The organism is Altererythrobacter sp. KTW20L (assembly GCF_023501975.1).
Classification (GTDB): domain Bacteria; phylum Pseudomonadota; class Alphaproteobacteria; order Sphingomonadales; family Sphingomonadaceae; genus Alteraurantiacibacter.
The window spans coordinates 146,725-163,279 of the sequence record NZ_JAMFLH010000011.1 but is presented as its reverse complement, the minus strand read 5'-3'; the positions used below and the strand labels follow the sequence as shown (position 1 = coordinate 163,279).

At 60.9% G+C, this 16,555-nt stretch carries 12 protein-coding genes; 1 reads left to right on the top strand and 11 read right to left on the bottom strand.

Translation table 11 applies throughout. The features are described 5' to 3' along the window. Positions 1-5: 5 nt before the first annotated feature. The 7 genes from M3P36_RS12475 to M3P36_RS12445 all read right to left on the bottom strand — a co-directional run bounded on the left by M3P36_RS12475 (position 6) and on the right by M3P36_RS12445 (position 11,243). Positions 6-869 carry a hypothetical protein gene (locus tag M3P36_RS12475; protein ID WP_249703981.1) on the bottom strand — a complete coding sequence of 288 codons (864 nt, stop codon included), beginning with the start codon at positions 867-869 and terminating at the stop codon, positions 6-8. Continuing rightward, entirely contained in the window at positions 856-1,704 is an 849-nt protein-coding gene (locus M3P36_RS12470) for a hypothetical protein (protein ID WP_249703979.1), read from the bottom strand. Before M3P36_RS12470 ends, M3P36_RS12475 begins: the two co-directional genes overlap by 14 nt. Before the next feature lie 64 nt (positions 1,705-1,768). Beyond that, positions 1,769-2,401 carry a hypothetical protein gene (locus M3P36_RS12465; RefSeq protein WP_249703978.1) on the bottom strand — a complete coding sequence of 211 codons (633 nt, stop codon included), beginning with the start codon at positions 2,399-2,401 and terminating at the stop codon, positions 1,769-1,771. 543 nt (positions 2,402-2,944) lie between these two features. Beyond that, positions 2,945-3,865 (bottom strand): IS1595 family transposase, encoded by a 921-nt coding sequence (locus M3P36_RS12460; protein WP_249703975.1) that lies wholly within the window; start codon positions 3,863-3,865, stop codon positions 2,945-2,947. A gap of 387 nt (positions 3,866-4,252) precedes the next feature. Then, positions 4,253-6,073, bottom strand: a complete 1,821-nt coding sequence (gene lepA, locus M3P36_RS12455; protein WP_249703973.1) for a translation elongation factor 4 — start codon at positions 6,071-6,073, stop codon at positions 4,253-4,255. A gap of 53 nt (positions 6,074-6,126) precedes the next feature. Beyond that, positions 6,127-8,292, bottom strand: a complete 2,166-nt coding sequence (locus tag M3P36_RS12450) for a putative bifunctional diguanylate cyclase/phosphodiesterase (RefSeq protein WP_249703971.1) — start codon at positions 8,290-8,292, stop codon at positions 6,127-6,129. Between the two features lie 83 nt (positions 8,293-8,375). Then, positions 8,376-11,243 carry an EAL domain-containing protein gene (locus M3P36_RS12445; RefSeq protein ID WP_249703968.1) on the bottom strand — a complete coding sequence of 956 codons (2,868 nt, stop codon included), beginning with the start codon at positions 11,241-11,243 and terminating at the stop codon, positions 8,376-8,378. Positions 11,244-11,445: 202 nt separating this feature from the next. Here M3P36_RS12445 and M3P36_RS12440 point away from each other — a divergent pair, with 202 nt between their 5' ends. Continuing rightward, positions 11,446-12,765 carry an FAD-dependent oxidoreductase gene (locus M3P36_RS12440; protein ID WP_249703995.1) on the top strand — a complete coding sequence of 440 codons (1,320 nt, stop codon included), beginning with the start codon at positions 11,446-11,448 and terminating at the stop codon, positions 12,763-12,765. A 164-nt stretch (positions 12,766-12,929) separates the two neighbouring features. Here M3P36_RS12440 and dnaN read toward each other — a convergent pair whose 3' ends face one another. From dnaN to fabD, 4 genes are all read right to left on the bottom strand, one after another. Beyond that, entirely contained in the window at positions 12,930-14,057 is a 1,128-nt protein-coding gene (dnaN, locus tag M3P36_RS12435; RefSeq protein WP_249703966.1) for a DNA polymerase III subunit beta, read from the bottom strand. 283 nt (positions 14,058-14,340) lie between these two features. Then, positions 14,341-15,105 (bottom strand): 3-oxoacyl-[acyl-carrier-protein] reductase, encoded by a 765-nt coding sequence (fabG, locus tag M3P36_RS12430; protein WP_249703964.1) that lies wholly within the window; start codon positions 15,103-15,105, stop codon positions 14,341-14,343. A 58-nt stretch (positions 15,106-15,163) separates the two neighbouring features. Beyond that, on the bottom strand, positions 15,164-15,553 hold the full coding sequence (locus tag M3P36_RS12425; protein WP_249703962.1) for a GxxExxY protein: 390 nt from the start codon (positions 15,551-15,553) through the stop codon (positions 15,164-15,166). A 48-nt stretch (positions 15,554-15,601) separates the two neighbouring features. Continuing rightward, positions 15,602-16,537, bottom strand: coding sequence for an ACP S-malonyltransferase (fabD, locus tag M3P36_RS12420; RefSeq protein WP_249703960.1), 936 nt, complete (start codon positions 16,535-16,537; stop codon positions 15,602-15,604). Positions 16,538-16,555: the final 18 nt, after the last annotated feature.

Genomic DNA, 16,555 nt, shown 5'->3' with positions numbered 1-16,555 from the left:
CACCGTTATCTTCTGGCTGCCGCAATGAGTCCTGACCCTACATCGTGCGCAAGAGCTGAACTATGGGTCAGAAACGCAACGGTCTGATCGAACGCTCTGGCCTGATATAAGTCCCAGAGGGTCTTCACAACCATTGCTTGTGTCTTGCCGGTTCCTGCAGCGCCACGAAGCCTAACCGGACTTTTGTGATCCCGATTGACGAAATCCCTCTGTTCAGGACTCAATAAGCGCTCATGCCAATCCGTCAAAGTACCGGGCGTGCTAAGCCTTTTACCAAGTGGCTCGGTTAACAAAATACCGTACATGCCAACTTCAGGCGAAAACTCTTCTACACTTCCAACTGCATCCAAATACTTCTCTATTGCATCATCATAATTTTTATAATCGATGCCCACCTTATCGAGATCCTCAGGCCGCTCTGTCTGCGTGAATGCATATATATTGTCATCACCTCGCGGACTCTGCTCGAAATATATTCTATTAAACGATGACTTATAGAGTGTGGCAGCATAAATTGATAGCCTAGACCCATCATGATAAACCTGCCAAGCAGAAGGGATATTGACCCCCCTATCGAAGTGCCGCGTCGCGACTCTCAAAATACGACTTAGGGTTGTCCTTTTACTGCCACCATCATGAAATACCCCCTTATCTCCGACATTGATTATCAGAACACGTGAAATATCTTCCAATCGCGAAATAATGTAAACAACATCGCCAAACTTTACGCGCCGGATTCCAGGAGAATCAGGAGGAATTTCGAAAGACTCAAACCATTCGTCTTCAATCAAGGCGGAATCCAAAATCTTAACTGCTTCCTCATCTAAGACGAGTGTGGATACTGGACACTGTGGTTCAATTTTGTGCATTTGCCACCTCAGAGGAAACAAGATCTGCTAGAATTCTGCAATCGTCTTCATAGTTTTCTTCCATACCTATCCGGGAGAACACGAAAGAAATCCTTTGAGCAATTGCGAACCTCACTCGATCAGCAAGCCTGCCGAACCGGACGTAACCGCTATCAGCGTCACAAACACGCGCTGCGTAAGCGCTTCCATGGACTTCAGCAACGGGGACCGTAACCAACTCCCCCATAAGGACAGCCATCCCATCATGCGACGATTGAGGTAAATTCGGAACTATTAAGTAATCTTGGAACCCTCCGCTTGTTAAAAGAGCTTCACGAACTCGCTCTCTCAACTCACTTTCTGGCCTACCAAGGCTTTGACTCACAGACTTTAGACACTTGAAGCCATCCTTCTTTTCAACATCATTGGCAAATGAAAGCCACTGGGATAACGCAACCAAAGAACTGTATTCTTTATTATATTTATCAACTCTGATGTCCAGTATCCGGAATATTTCCTCAGGCGATCGAGATATAACCCAAGATCTCAATCCAACCGCTGTTAATTGATCTAAAGCCAATTCAGTCCTTCTTATAGCACCATTGACAAATGGAATGAGTGATCTGATTTGGCGTTCAGCAATTTTTTCCAGTTCCCAGACAGACCAATAATGGGAAACAAAATGGTCAGCAGGCACCGCTCGAACGATCGTTATCCTGTTGTTGGATTTTTTCTGAGCTATGTCACAATCGGCAGTTATTACGATCCCATAATCGGTATCCCGACCTGCATCACTAAATGATCTTAATACATCGCCTTGGCGAATATCAGAGTCCGATGCAAAATCGATCGGCAATTATATACTTGAGTTAGCAGGTCACAAATGCCATTTGAGTCGCGACAGGCCGATACCTTTAGGATCACACAGGGTTCGTTAGAAACGGCAATTGACCTTCTTTGTACCTATGATCCAGAGCATCATCATCCACGGGATGTTGTTCTTTCCATTCTTGAAGCCATGGGGGCGGTGGGCCTGACCCGTGAAACAGGCGACTAGCGCCACCCTCAATGCCCCCGAGATTGTGGAGGCTGTAGGCCGCTATCGCGCCCAGTCTGGCTGTTTTGCAGAGCTTTCGCTCCAACTCGGGTAGCTGGCTGGCTTTTGTCGTGTTGCCTTTATCTTTGTAATGCGTGGCCGCTGGCTGGATCTTTTGAGGCCCGTCGCATCGGATGCCCCACACGCCATGAAAGATGCGGTTGCGTTGGGTTTTTGTTTGGCTGGCAAAATCCCAAAACTGCAAGGCTGTGCGCTTTGTTTCCGCCGACGCGATGTCGGCAATAAGCGGCTTTAGAATGTCTAGCTTGGCACCGATGGGCTTTTCACCCAACAGGGCTTGCCGCTGCTTTCCGCTAATGCCCAGGGTTGCCTCTAGGAGTAGGTCGAGCACCATATCGACCTGCCCCCACAATATTGCGATCCTGCCTAGCGTCGCATGTTCATCATGCGTTAGTGGTGACAGGAACGGCGGAACAAATTCGTGAGGGTCTTTCATGCCAAAATCCGATCCTGAAACCTACACCGAAGCGGAAACTGAAGCGCGCCGAGAGGCAGCGCTCAAGCGGATGCTGGCGACCCCGCACAAGCCGCATAAAACCCCGATGGAGCCGAGGCCCCATCGGGGAACTTCACGCAAAAAGGGCGATTAAGGCGACCAAAGGCCAAAGGCATTTGTGAGCAACAATCTCCACACTCCACGTTACCGTTTTTTGGGACTTGGACTTCATCTCTGATTCCCAAGGCCTTGAGCGCTCGCAGCCCTTAGAGGGAGGCGAAAACGTCCCACGTTACGGTTTAACCGCCGTTCGTGGAATATCGGCCCCACCATCACGTTCTAGACCGCTAGATGGGCCGCCGCTGTCACCCGATCCCTGCTAAGTGCCAGACGCGGCGACGCAGGTTTGTCGGACGGCGGGCCAGAGCCGGTGGGCCAACTGACGTTGGCTCCGGATTGCTCATGGATGGTGGGGCAAACTTTGTTTAGAGTCGAGTCCAGCGCTTGCACTTCTCGCCTCGTTGGCGGGGTATCTTCGCAACCTTAGGCGGCGACTGTATCAGTCCGCCGATAGGTCAGGCGGCGACCAATGCCGCCCTTGATAATCTCGCTGGCGCGGTCGCTGTCCGACAGTTCGCGGGTGTTGTAGCGAAGGTCGAACTCGGCACAGTAGCGGCCAAGGTGGGCTTCGCTCATGTGGTGGTAAGTTCCGATAACACCGCGCTTGAATATCGAGAAAAAGTTCTCGGCGGTATTGGAGTGCTTGAACCCGCCGTAGGTCACGAACTCCTTGGCGTTGTGGTTCACGGCGTAGTGGCTCGCGAACTCCTTGCCCATGCGGTAATAGATGGGGCTTTCATCCGTCATGAGGGTGGAAGCGCGGTCGATATTGGTAACGACAAGGGCGCGAACGTCCTTGGCATTGACGTTGGCTACATGGAACGAACGGGCCTTACCGTCTCGCTGGACGAGGGCCACAACAGCCTTCTTCTTGGCAGGCTTGCGAGTGGCGCGGTTGCGGGCCTTGCCGCCAACATAGGTTTCGTCGGCTTCGACAACTTCATTCTTGCCGCCCATGGGGCCACTGTCAGCAGCGTTAGCGCCTTCCATGGCTTCGCGGATACGGTGGCAGAGGAACCAAGCGGTCTTGTAGGTAACGCCGATCATGCGGGCCATCTGTGCGGCGCTCATGCCCTTCTTGGAAGCGGCCATGATGTGCGTTGCCAGCAGCCACTTGTGCAGCGGAACGTGGCTACGCTCCATAACGCTGCCAGTGCGGACGGTGAACTTGTCGCGACAGTCATTGCAGAGGAACATACCAGCCTGCGTCTTGCCGCCCATCTTGGTGACGTGATCGCTGCCACAATGCGGGCAGGTCGCCCCATCGGGCCAGCGCGAGCCTTCGAGGTGCGCAATGGCCTTGGCTTCGTCGTGAAAGATGGGGTTGGTGATATTGAGGTTCATGGCTGCTTTCCTTGTAAGGAAGCTTATGCCTGAACCGGCCTGCTAAGTAAAGTATATAATTGCCAATCGATCCATGCGTTACTCATCCGGCGTTTCCTGAATTTGATATCGAGAGTGATGTGAAAAGAAGCGCTTTGTCAAGTGACGGGGCGAAGCATTACTTGCTTCCGAACGCCTCAATCCACTCCCATCCGCAGCGCAGCAATAAACGCCTCCTGCGGGATCGACACGTTGCTCCCCGCCTACGCGGGGACAGGCCGCCTGTGGCGTTCCCGCATCCTCTTAGCTGCTTAGTGGCTTTGCGCGAAATCTGAAAGCGAATGGGGCCAGGCGGGTGCGCCCCACCATCACCCTGCGGGTGGTCCCCCTCCCCGCTTCGGGGAGGATTTACTCCTCCCCCATCCGCAGCGCAGCAATAAACGCCTCCTGCGGGATCGACACATTCCCGTATTCCCGCATCCGGGCCTTGCCCTTCTTCTGCTTGTCGAGCAGCTTCTTCTTGCGGCTGATGTCGCCGCCATAGCACTTGGCGGTCACGTCCTTGCGCAGGGCGGCGATGGTCTCGCGGGCGATGACTTTTCCGCCGATCGCGGCCTGGATCGGAATCTTGAATAAATGTCGTGGAATCAAGTCTTTAAGGCGCTCGCACATGCCGCGGCCGCGTTCCTCGGCGACGTTGCGGTGGACGATCATCGACAGGGCGTCGACCGGCTCGTTGTTGACCAGGATGTTCATCTTCACCAGGTCGCCTTCGCGCAGGCCTATCTGTTCGTAATCGAAGCTGGCATAGCCGCGGCTGATGCTTTTCAGGCGGTCGTAGAAGTCGAACACCACCTCGTTCAGCGGCAGCTCGTAGGTCACCTGGGCCCGGCCGCCGACGTAGGTCAGGTCGGTCTGGATGCCGCGCCGGTCCTGGCATAGCTTGAGGATCGAGCCGAGGTATTCATCGGGGGTGTAGATCACCGCCTTGATCCACGGTTCCTCGATGCTCTCGATGCGGCTGGGATCGGGGTAGTCGGCCGGGTTGTGCAGCATGATCTCGCGGGCATCGTCGGTCCGGCTCTTGCCGAGCTGGATGCGGTAGACCACCGATGGCGCGGTGGTGATGAGGTCGAGGTCATACTCGCGGCTGAGGCGTTCCTGGATGATCTCGAGGTGCAGCAGCCCAAGGAACCCGCAGCGGAAGCCGAAGCCCAGCGCGGCGCTGCTCTCCATCTCGAAGCTGAAGCTGGCATCGTTGAGGCGCAGGCGGCTGATGGACTCGCGCAGCTTCTCGAAGTCCGCCGCGTCCACCGGGAACAGGCCGCAGAACACTACCGGCTGCACTTCCTTGTAGCCGGCCAGCGCCTGGGTGGCGCCGCCCTTGACCGTGGTGATGGTGTCGCCGACGCGGGCCTGCTCGACCTCCTTGATCTGCGCGGTAATGAAGCCGATCTCGCCCGGGCCGATGTCGGGCAGCTCGACCCGCTTGGGGGTGAAGCAGCCGACGCGGTCCACCAGGTGTTCGGTGCCGCCTTGCATGAACTTGACGTTGAGACCCTTCTTCAGGACCCCGTCGATCACCCGCACCAGGATCACCACGCCGAGGTAGGGATCGTACCAGCTGTCGACCAGCATGGCCTTCAGCGGGGCCTTGGCGTCACCCTTTGGCGGGGGGATGCGCTGGACCACGGCTTCCAGCACGTCGGCAATGCCGATGCCGGACTTGGCGCTGGTAAGGACGGCGTTGGAAGCATCGAGGCCGATGATGTCCTCGATCTCCTTCCTCACCATTTCGGGTTCGGCGGCGGGCAGGTCGATCTTGTTGATGACGGGCACGATCTCGTGGTCATGCTCGATCGACTGGTAGACGTTGGCCAGCGTCTGCGCCTCCACGCCCTGTGCGGCATCGACCACCAGCAGCGCGCCTTCGCAGGCCGCCAGGCTGCGGCTGACTTCGTAGGCGAAGTCGACGTGGCCCGGCGTGTCCATGAGGTTGAGCTCATAGGTCAGGCCATCGTTGGCCGTATAGGACAGGCGCACGGTCTGCGCCTTGATGGTGATCCCGCGCTCGCGCTCGATATCCATGTTGTCGAGCACCTGCTCCGACATCTCGCGGGCGGTCAGGCCGCCGGTCGCCTGAATCAGGCGGTCCGCCAGCGTGCTCTTTCCGTGATCGATATGGGCGATGATGCTGAAATTTCTAATCAGCGACAGTTCAGTAGACATTCCCCGCCTCTAGCGGGCGTTTGGGCCGCTGTCATGTAGTGTTGAAGTCGTGCTCAGACGGCTCTGCTTGAGCGGGCGGAAACGTCCACCTGCATGAAGCGCCGCCCGCTTGCAGCATCGATGACTTGCGCGCCAACGGCTGCCAGCTGGTGGGGCGAAACGCGGTGGCGGGTACACAGGCCCTGGGCACCGTCGCTCACCAGCGGAGTCTCGAATTCGACACCCTGGGTGGCATCTTGCGACCGCCGCACGACGGCCACAGCCAGCTGCCCGCCGCCCAGGTCGATCACCAGCTCGGTGCCCACCGGCACGTCGAGCAGCCCCTCGATCAGCGCCCCGGTGCGCGACAGGTTGCGCAGCATGGCATCATAGCGGTGGTTTTCGTGGATCACCCCGATCCGGCGGAATTGCGTTCGGCGTTCGGCGCGGTGCCTTACCGGACCGACCGGCTCGTAGGTAAAGTCGCCCGAAGCTAGGCGCGCCATCACCACATCGTTGGGAACGGCCCGTGAAAAGATGAAGCCCTGGATCATCGCCACGCCCGGGTCACGCACCAGCTCCAGCTCGTCCATCGCCTCGACGCCCTCGGCAATCGTCTCCATGTTGAGAGCGCTGGCCAGGCTGACGATGGCCGTGATGATTGCGGCGTTGGGATTGTCCCGATCGGAGCACCCCCGCACGAAGCTCCGGTCGATCTTGATCTTGTCGAATGGCCCGCGCCGCAGGAAGGCAAGAGACGAGCTGCCTGTGCCGAAATCGTCGAGCGAGAGCCGCACGCCGGTCTTGCGCAACCGGGCGAAAGTGGCATCGACCATCGGCTGGTCGCCCATAAACACCCATTCGGTCACTTCCAGTTCGAGCCGGCTGGACTTCAGGCCCGTACGTTCGAGTACGTCTTCGACCGTATCTGCAAGCGTGCCGGAAAAGAAGTGCTGTGCGGACACATTGACGGAAACGCGGATCTCACCCGGCCAATTGGCGGCATCGCGGCAAGCCCGCTCGAGCGCCCACTCACCGAGCCTCGCAGAAAGGCCCAGGTCGTCGGCAATCGGGATGAAGGTGTCCGGTCCAACCGCGCCGAGGCCGGGGTGGTCCCAGCGCATCAGCGCCTCGAAAGCTACCACAGCATTGTCGCTAGCCCGTACGATCGGCTGGTAATGCATGTCGAGTTCGTCCGATCCCAACGCCTCGCGCAGTTCCTCGCCGATCATGCGCTGGCTTTCGGCCGCGCTGGCAAGGTCGCTGGCGTAGAAGCGGTATTGCCCTCGCCCCCCGCCCTTTGCTGCATAGAGCGCAAGGTCGGCGCTCTTGACCAGTTCATCGCGGGTCATCCCGTCATATGGGGCCACCGCGATACCCACAGAAGCGCCGATCAATGCCCGGCCGCTACAGGTAGCGTAGGGCTGCGAAACGAGCTGGATGATCTTCAGGGCGATGTCACCTAGCATTCCCCGATCATCGATATCGGGCAGGATGATCTGGAACTCGTCGCCTCCCAGGCGCCCCACTTCGGCGCCATTGACGCCGATCCGCTCCAGCCGTTGGGCGACCTGACGCAACACCTCGTCGCCCGCCTGGTGCCCCAGGCTGTCGTTGACCTGCTTGAACCGATCGAGATCAATCAGCAGCAAGGCGCAACTGCGATTAGCAGAGCGAAAGGCGCCCAGGAACGCATCGAGCCGGTTGGCCATGCGATAGCGATTGGCCGCCCCTGTCAGCGTATCGTACTGCGCCAGCCGTTCCTCGTCTCGCCGAAGCGAGAACTGGGCCGAAATGTCCCGCGCGCTACCCCGGAAACCCTGGAACTCGCCCTGCTCATCGATGTGCGGATGCCCGGTGAGCGACCACCACTGGTCATGACCGCTACCTTGCAAGCGCACAGCGAGATCGCGGAACTTGCCATGGGCTGCCAGGACAAAGCCAAGCGGCCGTTCACCGCCGACCTCGCCATCCTCGCCGATGGTCTCGACCAGTTCGGTCAGCGGCGCTCCCAGCACCGGCCCGTACCTGTCGATCTGCGCGATGGCTCCCGGCGAAAGGTAGGTCAGGCGCCCGCTGGGATCGGTGGCCCAGAACCATCCAAGACCGCTGCTCTCAAGCGTTTCCAGCAAGGCCAGGCGATCAGTGTCGGTAAGCGGCGTCAGCACGTCGGACCTGTCCGAAGCAATGGGCCCGGTACTTTCACCGGTGACCTTCCTCAACATGTCGCGCATCGCCATGGTGTCTGGAGCCTTGAAGCTGCCAACAGGAAAATCCCCTGTCTGCTTTCAAGGAAATGTAAAGCAACAGCCTTGATAATTCCCTAACGCGCGGCGGCTCGCGGCGCGGGCCGGGCCGGGCTTGCAGCCTGTGGCTGAACCGGAGAGGTGGCCTGAGAGACGGCCGGAGAGGCAGCAGCAGAGACAGCAGGCGACGCCATAGGAGGTCTTGCCGGCGATTGTGCTGCAGCCGCTGCGAGTCTTGGTGCCGGGGCCTTTCTCGGCGGCGGGCCCTGCACGGCAAGAATCTGCCCGCCTTCATCACGTTGCAGCGGATTGGAAAACTCCACTCCCATGCGGTCATCAAGTGTCCAGCGCGTGGTGCAGCCGACGAAGAAATCCTGCGATATCTGGAGCTTGAATACGGTCCCCACGGGCACGTTCCACAGCCCCTCGATCAGTGCCCCGCTGGTCGAGATGTTGCGGATGGTGCCATCGTAAAGCTTGCCCTGGTGATCGAGGATAACCTTACGCAACATCGTTTGGCGCGGAGCCCGGGCCGAGCGCGGGCCGCGCGCCACTGCTGCCAGTCCCGAGGCGAGACGGGCGTGGGTAGCGGCCTTGTCCAGCGGGCGCTCGTAGATATAGCCCTGCACATGGCTGCAGCCATGGCGGCGGACGAGATCGAGCTCGTCGAGCGTTTCCACGCCTTCGGCCGTGGTTTCCATGCCCAAAGCCTTGGCCAGGCTGGTGATCGAGGCGATAATCGCCCCGTTGCGACTACCCGGCTGGGTGGCGCCGCGCACGAAACTCTGGTCGATCTTGATCTTGTCGAACGGCGCTTTCTTGAGATAGCCGAGCGAAGAGTAGCCCGTGCCGAAATCGTCGAGCGCAAGGCGCACTCCGACCCGCTTTAGCGCCTTGAACATGGCATCGGTGCCCTTGTCGTCGGACAGAAACACGCTCTCGGTGATCTCCAGTTCGAGCTGGTCGGGCCGGATACCTGCCTGGGCAATGGCCTGGGCAACCACCACCGGCAGTTGCGGGCTGGAAAACTGCAGCGGCGAGACATTGACGGCAACGCGCACGTTCTCGGGCATCTCCGCAAGGTCGGCACAGGCGGTGCGCAAGGCCCATTCGCCCAGTTGGGTGATCATGCCGGTATCTTCGGCCGTGGCGATGAAGCGGTCCGGCGGAATCCAGCCCTTGACCGGATGCTGCCAGCGCAGCAGCGCCTCGAAGCCCTCGATCTTCTCGGTCGCGATGGAAATGACCGGCTGGTAGAACAGCTGCAGGTCGCCCTTGGTGATCGCATCGCGCAGGTCTTCTTCCAGTTGCGCGCGCGCCTCGGCTTCGGCGTGGAGATCCTCGGCATAGAAATGGTGCCGCCCGCGCCCGCCGTCCTTGGCGGCATAGAGCGCCAGATCGGCGTTGCGCACCAGATCGTCGGAGTTGTCGCCATCCTGCGGGGCCATGGCAATGCCGATCGACGCCCCGATGATCACCCGCTGCCCTTCCAGGGCATAGGGTTGCGACAGCGAGTGGATGATCTCGAGCGCAAGTTCGCCGAGCAGCTGCTTGGTCTGGCGGCCGGGAATAACGACTTTGAATTCGTCACCGCCCAGCCGCCCGACCTGCCCGAGCTTGCCCACTGCCCGTTCGAGCCGTTGCGCCACCTGCTTGAGCAAGGCATCGCCTGCCGGGTGGCCCATGGTATCGTTGACATGCTTGAAGCGGTCGAGGTCGAGCAGGAAGATCGCGCAGGCGCGGTTCGCCTCCTGCTGCGAGGTGAGGATCTTCTCCAGCACCTTGGTAATCTTGAAGCGGTTGGCCAGGCCGGTGAGCGAATCGAAATTGGCGAGGCGCGAGACCTCTTCCTGGCTGCGCTTGCGTTCGGTCAGGTCGGTGCCCGAACCGCGGAAACCGATGAAATTGTTGAACCCGTCATAGATCGGTCGCCCACTGATCGACCACCACCGGTCCCCCCCCGCCGTAGCAGCGCGCACCGGCAGTTCCTTGAAGGCGGAACGGGTGGACAAGTGGAACATCAAGGTGCGCTCGCTCGCCTCGCTGGCATCGGACAGGTCGAACAGGGCTACCAGCGGTCGTCCCATCAAGGCCTCTGCCTCGGTTCCCAGCACCCGGGCGACTGCATCGGAGACATATGTCAGTTGCGAGCGCCGGTCGGTTTCCCAGAACCAGCCCTGCCCGGTGTCCTCATATTCGGACAGGATGTCCCGCGCCCGGTTCTGTGCCCTCATCTGCGCGGCACGAAGGCTGTCTTCGTGTTTCTGCACGCGGATTTGCTCGCGTGCCGCAAGGCCTGCCACCAGCCCCGCGCCGGCCAGTCCCAGAATGCCGCCACTCCAGACATCGGCCAGCACCGCGCCGAGCCACAGGAACCACGGGCCGGCAAGGCTGAGGCCAGGCTGCTTGCGCAGATAGACAGCCGAGATGATCGCAGTGACCGACAGGAAGGCCCCTGCCGCGTCCCATCCCAGGCTGCCATGGGCGACCCAGCCACCGATGCCCAGTCCGAACAGGAACAGCGGCACCAGCGGCAGCGCCAGTGAAACATTTATGGCATCGGCCGAGCGGCCTTTCCGGTTTCTTTTGCGTTGCAGGTCGGCCAGCGCGACCGCCAGCAATGCTGCGACAAGCGCAACCGCAGCAGCGGGTCCGGGCCATGTGCCAGTAAGCAAGAGCGCCGCCAAAGTGGATAGCGTCATGCTCAGGGTCAGGATCGGCCAGGTGCTCCAGCCCGATCCGGCAATCTCTCCTGCTTCGGTGTCCAACGGGGCAAATGCACGATCAGCCGAAAGCTCACGCCGGGTGCCCGACCGCCGGTCCGCTGTCGCTTCGGGGGGTGCCGCAACATCCACCCCGGAAGTATCATCCGTGGGCGACGCGCGCAGGCCCTCGCCCCGCTCGAGGACCGGCTCGGCGGTGCGGGAATTCTCGGCCTGTGGCACGGGCTCTAACCCGAGTTTCTTGCGGACCGCGTTCATCCTTGGGCCAATGCGCTTCATGCGTTTGAAAAACCGTTAATTGTGCAGCGAAATCTGCGACAATTTCATGCCCAAATTAACCACTCCGGCATAGCACGGTTGTGCTTGAGCGGCGGCGTGGTTGGGTTACACTCCATGATCAACGAGAGGGAACAGCCAGATGGCCATGCGGCATATCGCGATCATCGGTTCGGGACCGGCGGGTTACTACACCGCCGAAGCCGCGCAGAAGTCCTTCGGCGACGATGTCCGGGTGGACATTTTCGATTGCCTGCCAGTGCCTTACGGCCTGATCCGCAGCGGTGTCGCGCCCGACCACCAATCGATCAAGGGCGTCTCCCGTCGCTATGAACAGGTCGCGCTGACCGACAACGTGCGCTTTGTCGGCAATGTGACCGTGGGCAAGGATATCTCGATTGAGGAGTTGAAGGGCCTTTACGATGCGGTCGTCCTCGCCACCGGCGCGCCCAAAGACCGCGACCTGGGCATTCCCGGCGCTGACCTTGGCAACGTGTTTGGCAGTGCCGCCTTTGTCGGCTGGTACAACGGCCACCCGCAGTTCGCCGCGCTCGATCCCGACCTGTCAGGCCGCACGGCGGTGGTCATCGGCATGGGCAATGTGGCGCTGGACGTGGCGCGCATCCTGTCGAAAACGCCGCAGGAATTTGCCGGCAGCGACATCGTTGCCCACGCGCTCGACCTGCTGGCAGCGTCGAATATCGAGCGCGTCGTCCTGCTGGGCCGGCGCGGGCCGCACCAGATCATGATGACGCCGAAGGAACTGGGCGAGCTTGGCAAGCTGGAACGCGCCAGCCCGCACGTCCACCGCGGCGACCTGCCGCCAGAGGGCGAGGACGCGCTGCTCGAACCGGGCCTGCGCAAGAGCGTGACCCTGCTGCGCCAGTTCGCCGCCATCCCCGAAGATATCCGGGCCGAAAAACCGGTCGCCATCGAATTCGCTTTCTTCGCCCAACCCGTTGAATTGCAAGGGAGTGATGGCAAGGTGACCGGCGTGGTGGTCGAGGAGACCGAAGTCGTGCGCGGCAAGGCTGTCAGCACCGGGCGACGCGATGTCCTGCCCGCCGACCTGGTGGTGGCCTGCATCGGCTATCGCAGCGTGCCCATTCCCGGTGTCCCGTTCGAGGAACGCGAAGGCCGTTTCGCCAACGACGAAGGGCGCATCATGCCCGGCCTCTATTGCGTCGGCTGGGCACGGCGCGGCCCATCGGGCACGATCGGCACCAACCGGCCCGATGGCTACTCAGTGGTCGAGAAGATCGCCGAGGACCTAGCCTCCGGCGCTCTGGGCCATGGTGACAGGAAAGGCCGCCAAGGCTTTGATGAACTGGCAGAAACCCGCCAGCTCCACGTAGTCACCTTCCGCGACTGGAAGAAGATCGAGGAGGCTGAGGAAAAAGCCGCCCGCGAAGGCGCGCCGCGGGAGAAGTTCGTCGATGTGGCAGCGATGATCCGGGCTAAGGGTTAGCCGCCGGTTGCATGAACCTCGCAGGCTGTGTCGAGATTCCGTTCAGAGTGAGCCGAAAATGGTGCCGGGCGAGAACCGGCGCGGAGCGACCTCTATGGTCGTGAGCACCGGAAGCGCAGCATGGCGCCATTTGCAGGCCGCTATGGACTGAATATCGATACAGCCTAGACCCGCATCGGCATCAGTACATACAGCGCCGGGCTCTTCTCATCCTTGCGGATCAGGGTCGGCGCGCCGGCGTCGGCCAGGTGCAGTTCCACCGTGTCGCCGTCGATCTGGGCGAGGATGTCCTTGAGGTAGGCGGCGTTGAAGCCGATCTCGATCGGGTCCGAGCGGTAGTCGGCGGCGATTTCCTCGGCCGCGTTGCCGTTGTCGGGGCTGGTGACTGACAGGGTGACCTTGTCAGTCTCAAGGCCCATCTTCACCGCGCGGGTCTTTTCCGTGGCGATGGTCGCCACACGGTCAACGCCGGCATAGAAGCTTTTCGGATCGAGCCGGAGCAGCTTATCGTTGCCGGTCGGGATCACGCGGCTGTAATCGGGGAAGGTTCCGTCGATCAGCTTAGAAGTCAGCACCACCCCGCCCGACCCGCCGAGCGAGAACCGGATCTTTGAGGGCGACAGGTCCACCAGCACGTTGGAATCAAGCGATTCTTCCAGCAGCTTGCGCAGTTCGGCCACGGCCTTCCTTGGCACGATAACATCGGGCATGCCCTCTGCACCGGCAGGACGGTCGATGGTGAAGCGCGCCAAGCGGTGGCCGTCGGTCGCGGCGGCTTTCAGCACGGGGCGATCGTCGTCCGCCACGTGGAGGAAGATGCCGTTCAGGTAATAGCGCGTTTCCTCAGTGCTGATGGCGAACCGCGTGCGGTCGATCAGTTCGGCGAGGGTCGCGGCGGCAATCTCGAAGCTGGTCGGCAGGTCGCCTTCCACAATCACCGGGAAATCATCACGCGGCAGGGTGGGCAACTGGAACCGGCTGCGGCCCGCCTTGACCACCATGCGGTTGTCGGCGGTTTCGAGGCTGACCTGCGATCCATCGGGCAGCTTGCGGGCGATATCGAACAGCAGGTGGGCCGAAACGGTGATCGAACCGGCGCTTTCCACGCTGGCGGCATCGAGGCTTTCGGTGACCTGGAGGTCAAGGTCCGTCGCCATGATGCGCACCGTGCTGTCGGCCGAAGCCTCGATCAGCACGTTGGACAGGATCGGAATCGTGTTGCGCCGCTCCACCACCGATTGCACGTGGGACAGGCAGCGCAGCAGCTTTGCGCGTTCGATGGTGGCCTTCATCGCGTTTACTAACCCCTCTTGGTGCCCAGCAGATCAGCGTCCTGACCGGAATAGGCCGGAATCGCCCGCAGGCGCCGGAAATGTTCCAGCCAGTCTTAACCGGGGGGCACCATGGGGCAAGGATTCAGTCGCAATTCCTGCCAGCAAAGGGTGATTCCTTGGGGATAAAACCTATCCTCCCCGGAACGGGGAGGGGGACCGTCCGCAGGACGGTGGAGGGGCGGACAGGTCTGGCGCCCCTCCACCATGCTTCGCATGGTCCCCCTCCCCCTTCGGAGGAGGATCAGCTCAACATCGCCATGCCGCCGTTCACATGGATCGTCTGGCCGGTGATGTAGCTGGCCTGCCTGCTGGCCAGGAAGGCCACGGCAGCGCCGATATCCTCACCCTCACCCATGCGGCCCATCGGGATGCGGCCATTGATCGCCGCCTTCTGGTCGTCGGTCAGGACTTCGGTCATGGGCGTGCGGATGAAGCCGGGAGCGACGCAGTTGGCGGTGATGCCGCGGCTCGCCACTTCCTGCGCGAAGCTCTTGGTCATGCCGGTGATCCCGGCCTTGGCGGCGCAATAGTTCATCTGGCCTGGATTGCCGGTGGCGCCAACCACGCTGGTGATGGTGATGATCCGCCCGAACCGCGCCTTCATCATCGGCCGGGCAACGGCGCGCATCAGGCGGAAGGTGCTTTCGAGGTTGATCGCTATGACTTGCGACCATTCCTCGTCCTTCATCCGCATCGCGAGGTTGTCACGCGTGATGCCGGCATTGTTCACCAGGATGTCGATCCCGCCAAGCGTATCGACTGTGGCGGGGATCAGTTCTTCCACCTGCGTGGTGTTGGACAGGTCGCAGGTAATCTCGACATGGCCATCATGATCGTGGTGGGCATAGGTCTCGTTCAGTTCCTCGCGAAAGGCCCGCAGCTTGGCCCCGTTGGAGCCAGACAGCGCCACCCGCGCACCCTGTGCCGCCAGCGCGCGGCTGATGGCAGAACCGATCCCGCCGGCAGCACCGGTTACCAGGGCATTCATTCCGGTAAGGTCGAACATTGCACTATCCTTGCAAAAAAAAGGGGGCGCTCGCAGAGGCGCGGAGGCGCAGAGAGGATTACCGTGATGGGTGATTGTTCACCACCCGCCTGATCCCTTCCTTCATGGTTTCACCCGAGAAATTGAGCAACAACCCGACGGTTCGCCCCGCTAAACGCAGATATGTGAGGAGTTGCTTTGCATGAAGGTTGGCAAGGCGTTCGACCGATTTGATCTCGATGACGAGTTGGTCGTCCACCAACAAATCCATTTTGAAAGCGCAATCAAACACCATGCCATCGAATTGAATAGCGACCGGCAATTGCCGGTCAACCTTCATTCCCTGACGCTGAAGACTTCCCACAAGCACAGTTTCATAGACGCTCTCAAGCAGTCCAGGCCCCAGATCACGATGAATCCGGATAGAGTTGTCAACCACGATTCCGCTGATCTCGTCGATCCGAAGCATCTGATTTATCGACCCCTCTGCGCCTCTGCGCCTCTGCGAGCGAAGCTTTTATAGCTCCTTGGCGAACCCTTCCAGTTCCGCCATTGTCACCAGGCTCGTCTGCTCGCTTTCGGACACGATCTTGCGGATCATCGGGCCGACGACCTTGCCGCCCAGTTCCACGAAATGGGTAATCCCGGCAGCGCCCATCGCTTCCATGGATTCGCGCCAGCGGACGCGGCCTGTCACCTGTTTCACTAGCAGCTCCAGCTCCGCGGCGGGATCGCTGGTGAGCGTGGCGGTGAAGTTTGAATAGACCGGCAACGCCATGGGCCGCGGCGGAGTGCGCGTCAGCGCCTCGGCCATGGCGTCGGCGGCGGGCTGCATCAGTGAACAATGGAACGGTGCGGACACCGGCAGCGGCACGGCGCGCTTGCAGCCGAACTCCTTCGCCAGATCGACCGCGCGGGCGATTGCGCCTGCGTGGCCCGACAGGACGACCTGCCCCGGATCGTTGTCATTGGCGACTTCGCAGACTTCACCTTGCGCAGCGGCTTCGGCGAGGGCCTGCGCCTTCTCCAGATCGGCCCCCAGCAGCGCGCACATTCCACCCACGCCCACCGGCACTGCGGCCTGCATCGCGCGGCCGCGCAGTTTCAACAGGCGGGCCGTATCGGCCAGGCTGAACGCGCCGACTGCTGCCAATGCCGAGTATTCACCCAGCGAATGGCCTGCCACCGCTTCGCCCTTTGCCGCCAGCGACAGGCCGAAATCGTGTTCCAGGATGCGGGCAATGGCGAGGCTGTGGGCCATGATGGCAGGTTGGGCGTTCTCGGTCAGGGTCAGCGCATCTTCCGGCCCTTCGCGCATCACGGCGAACAGGTCCTGGCCCAGCGCGTCGTTCACTTCCTCGAACACGGCGCGGGCGGCGGCGCTGGCAGCGGCCAGTTCCACGCCCATGCCCACCTTCTGGCTGCCCTGGCCGGGAAAGACGAATGCGATCATTGCCAAACTCCTCGTTAT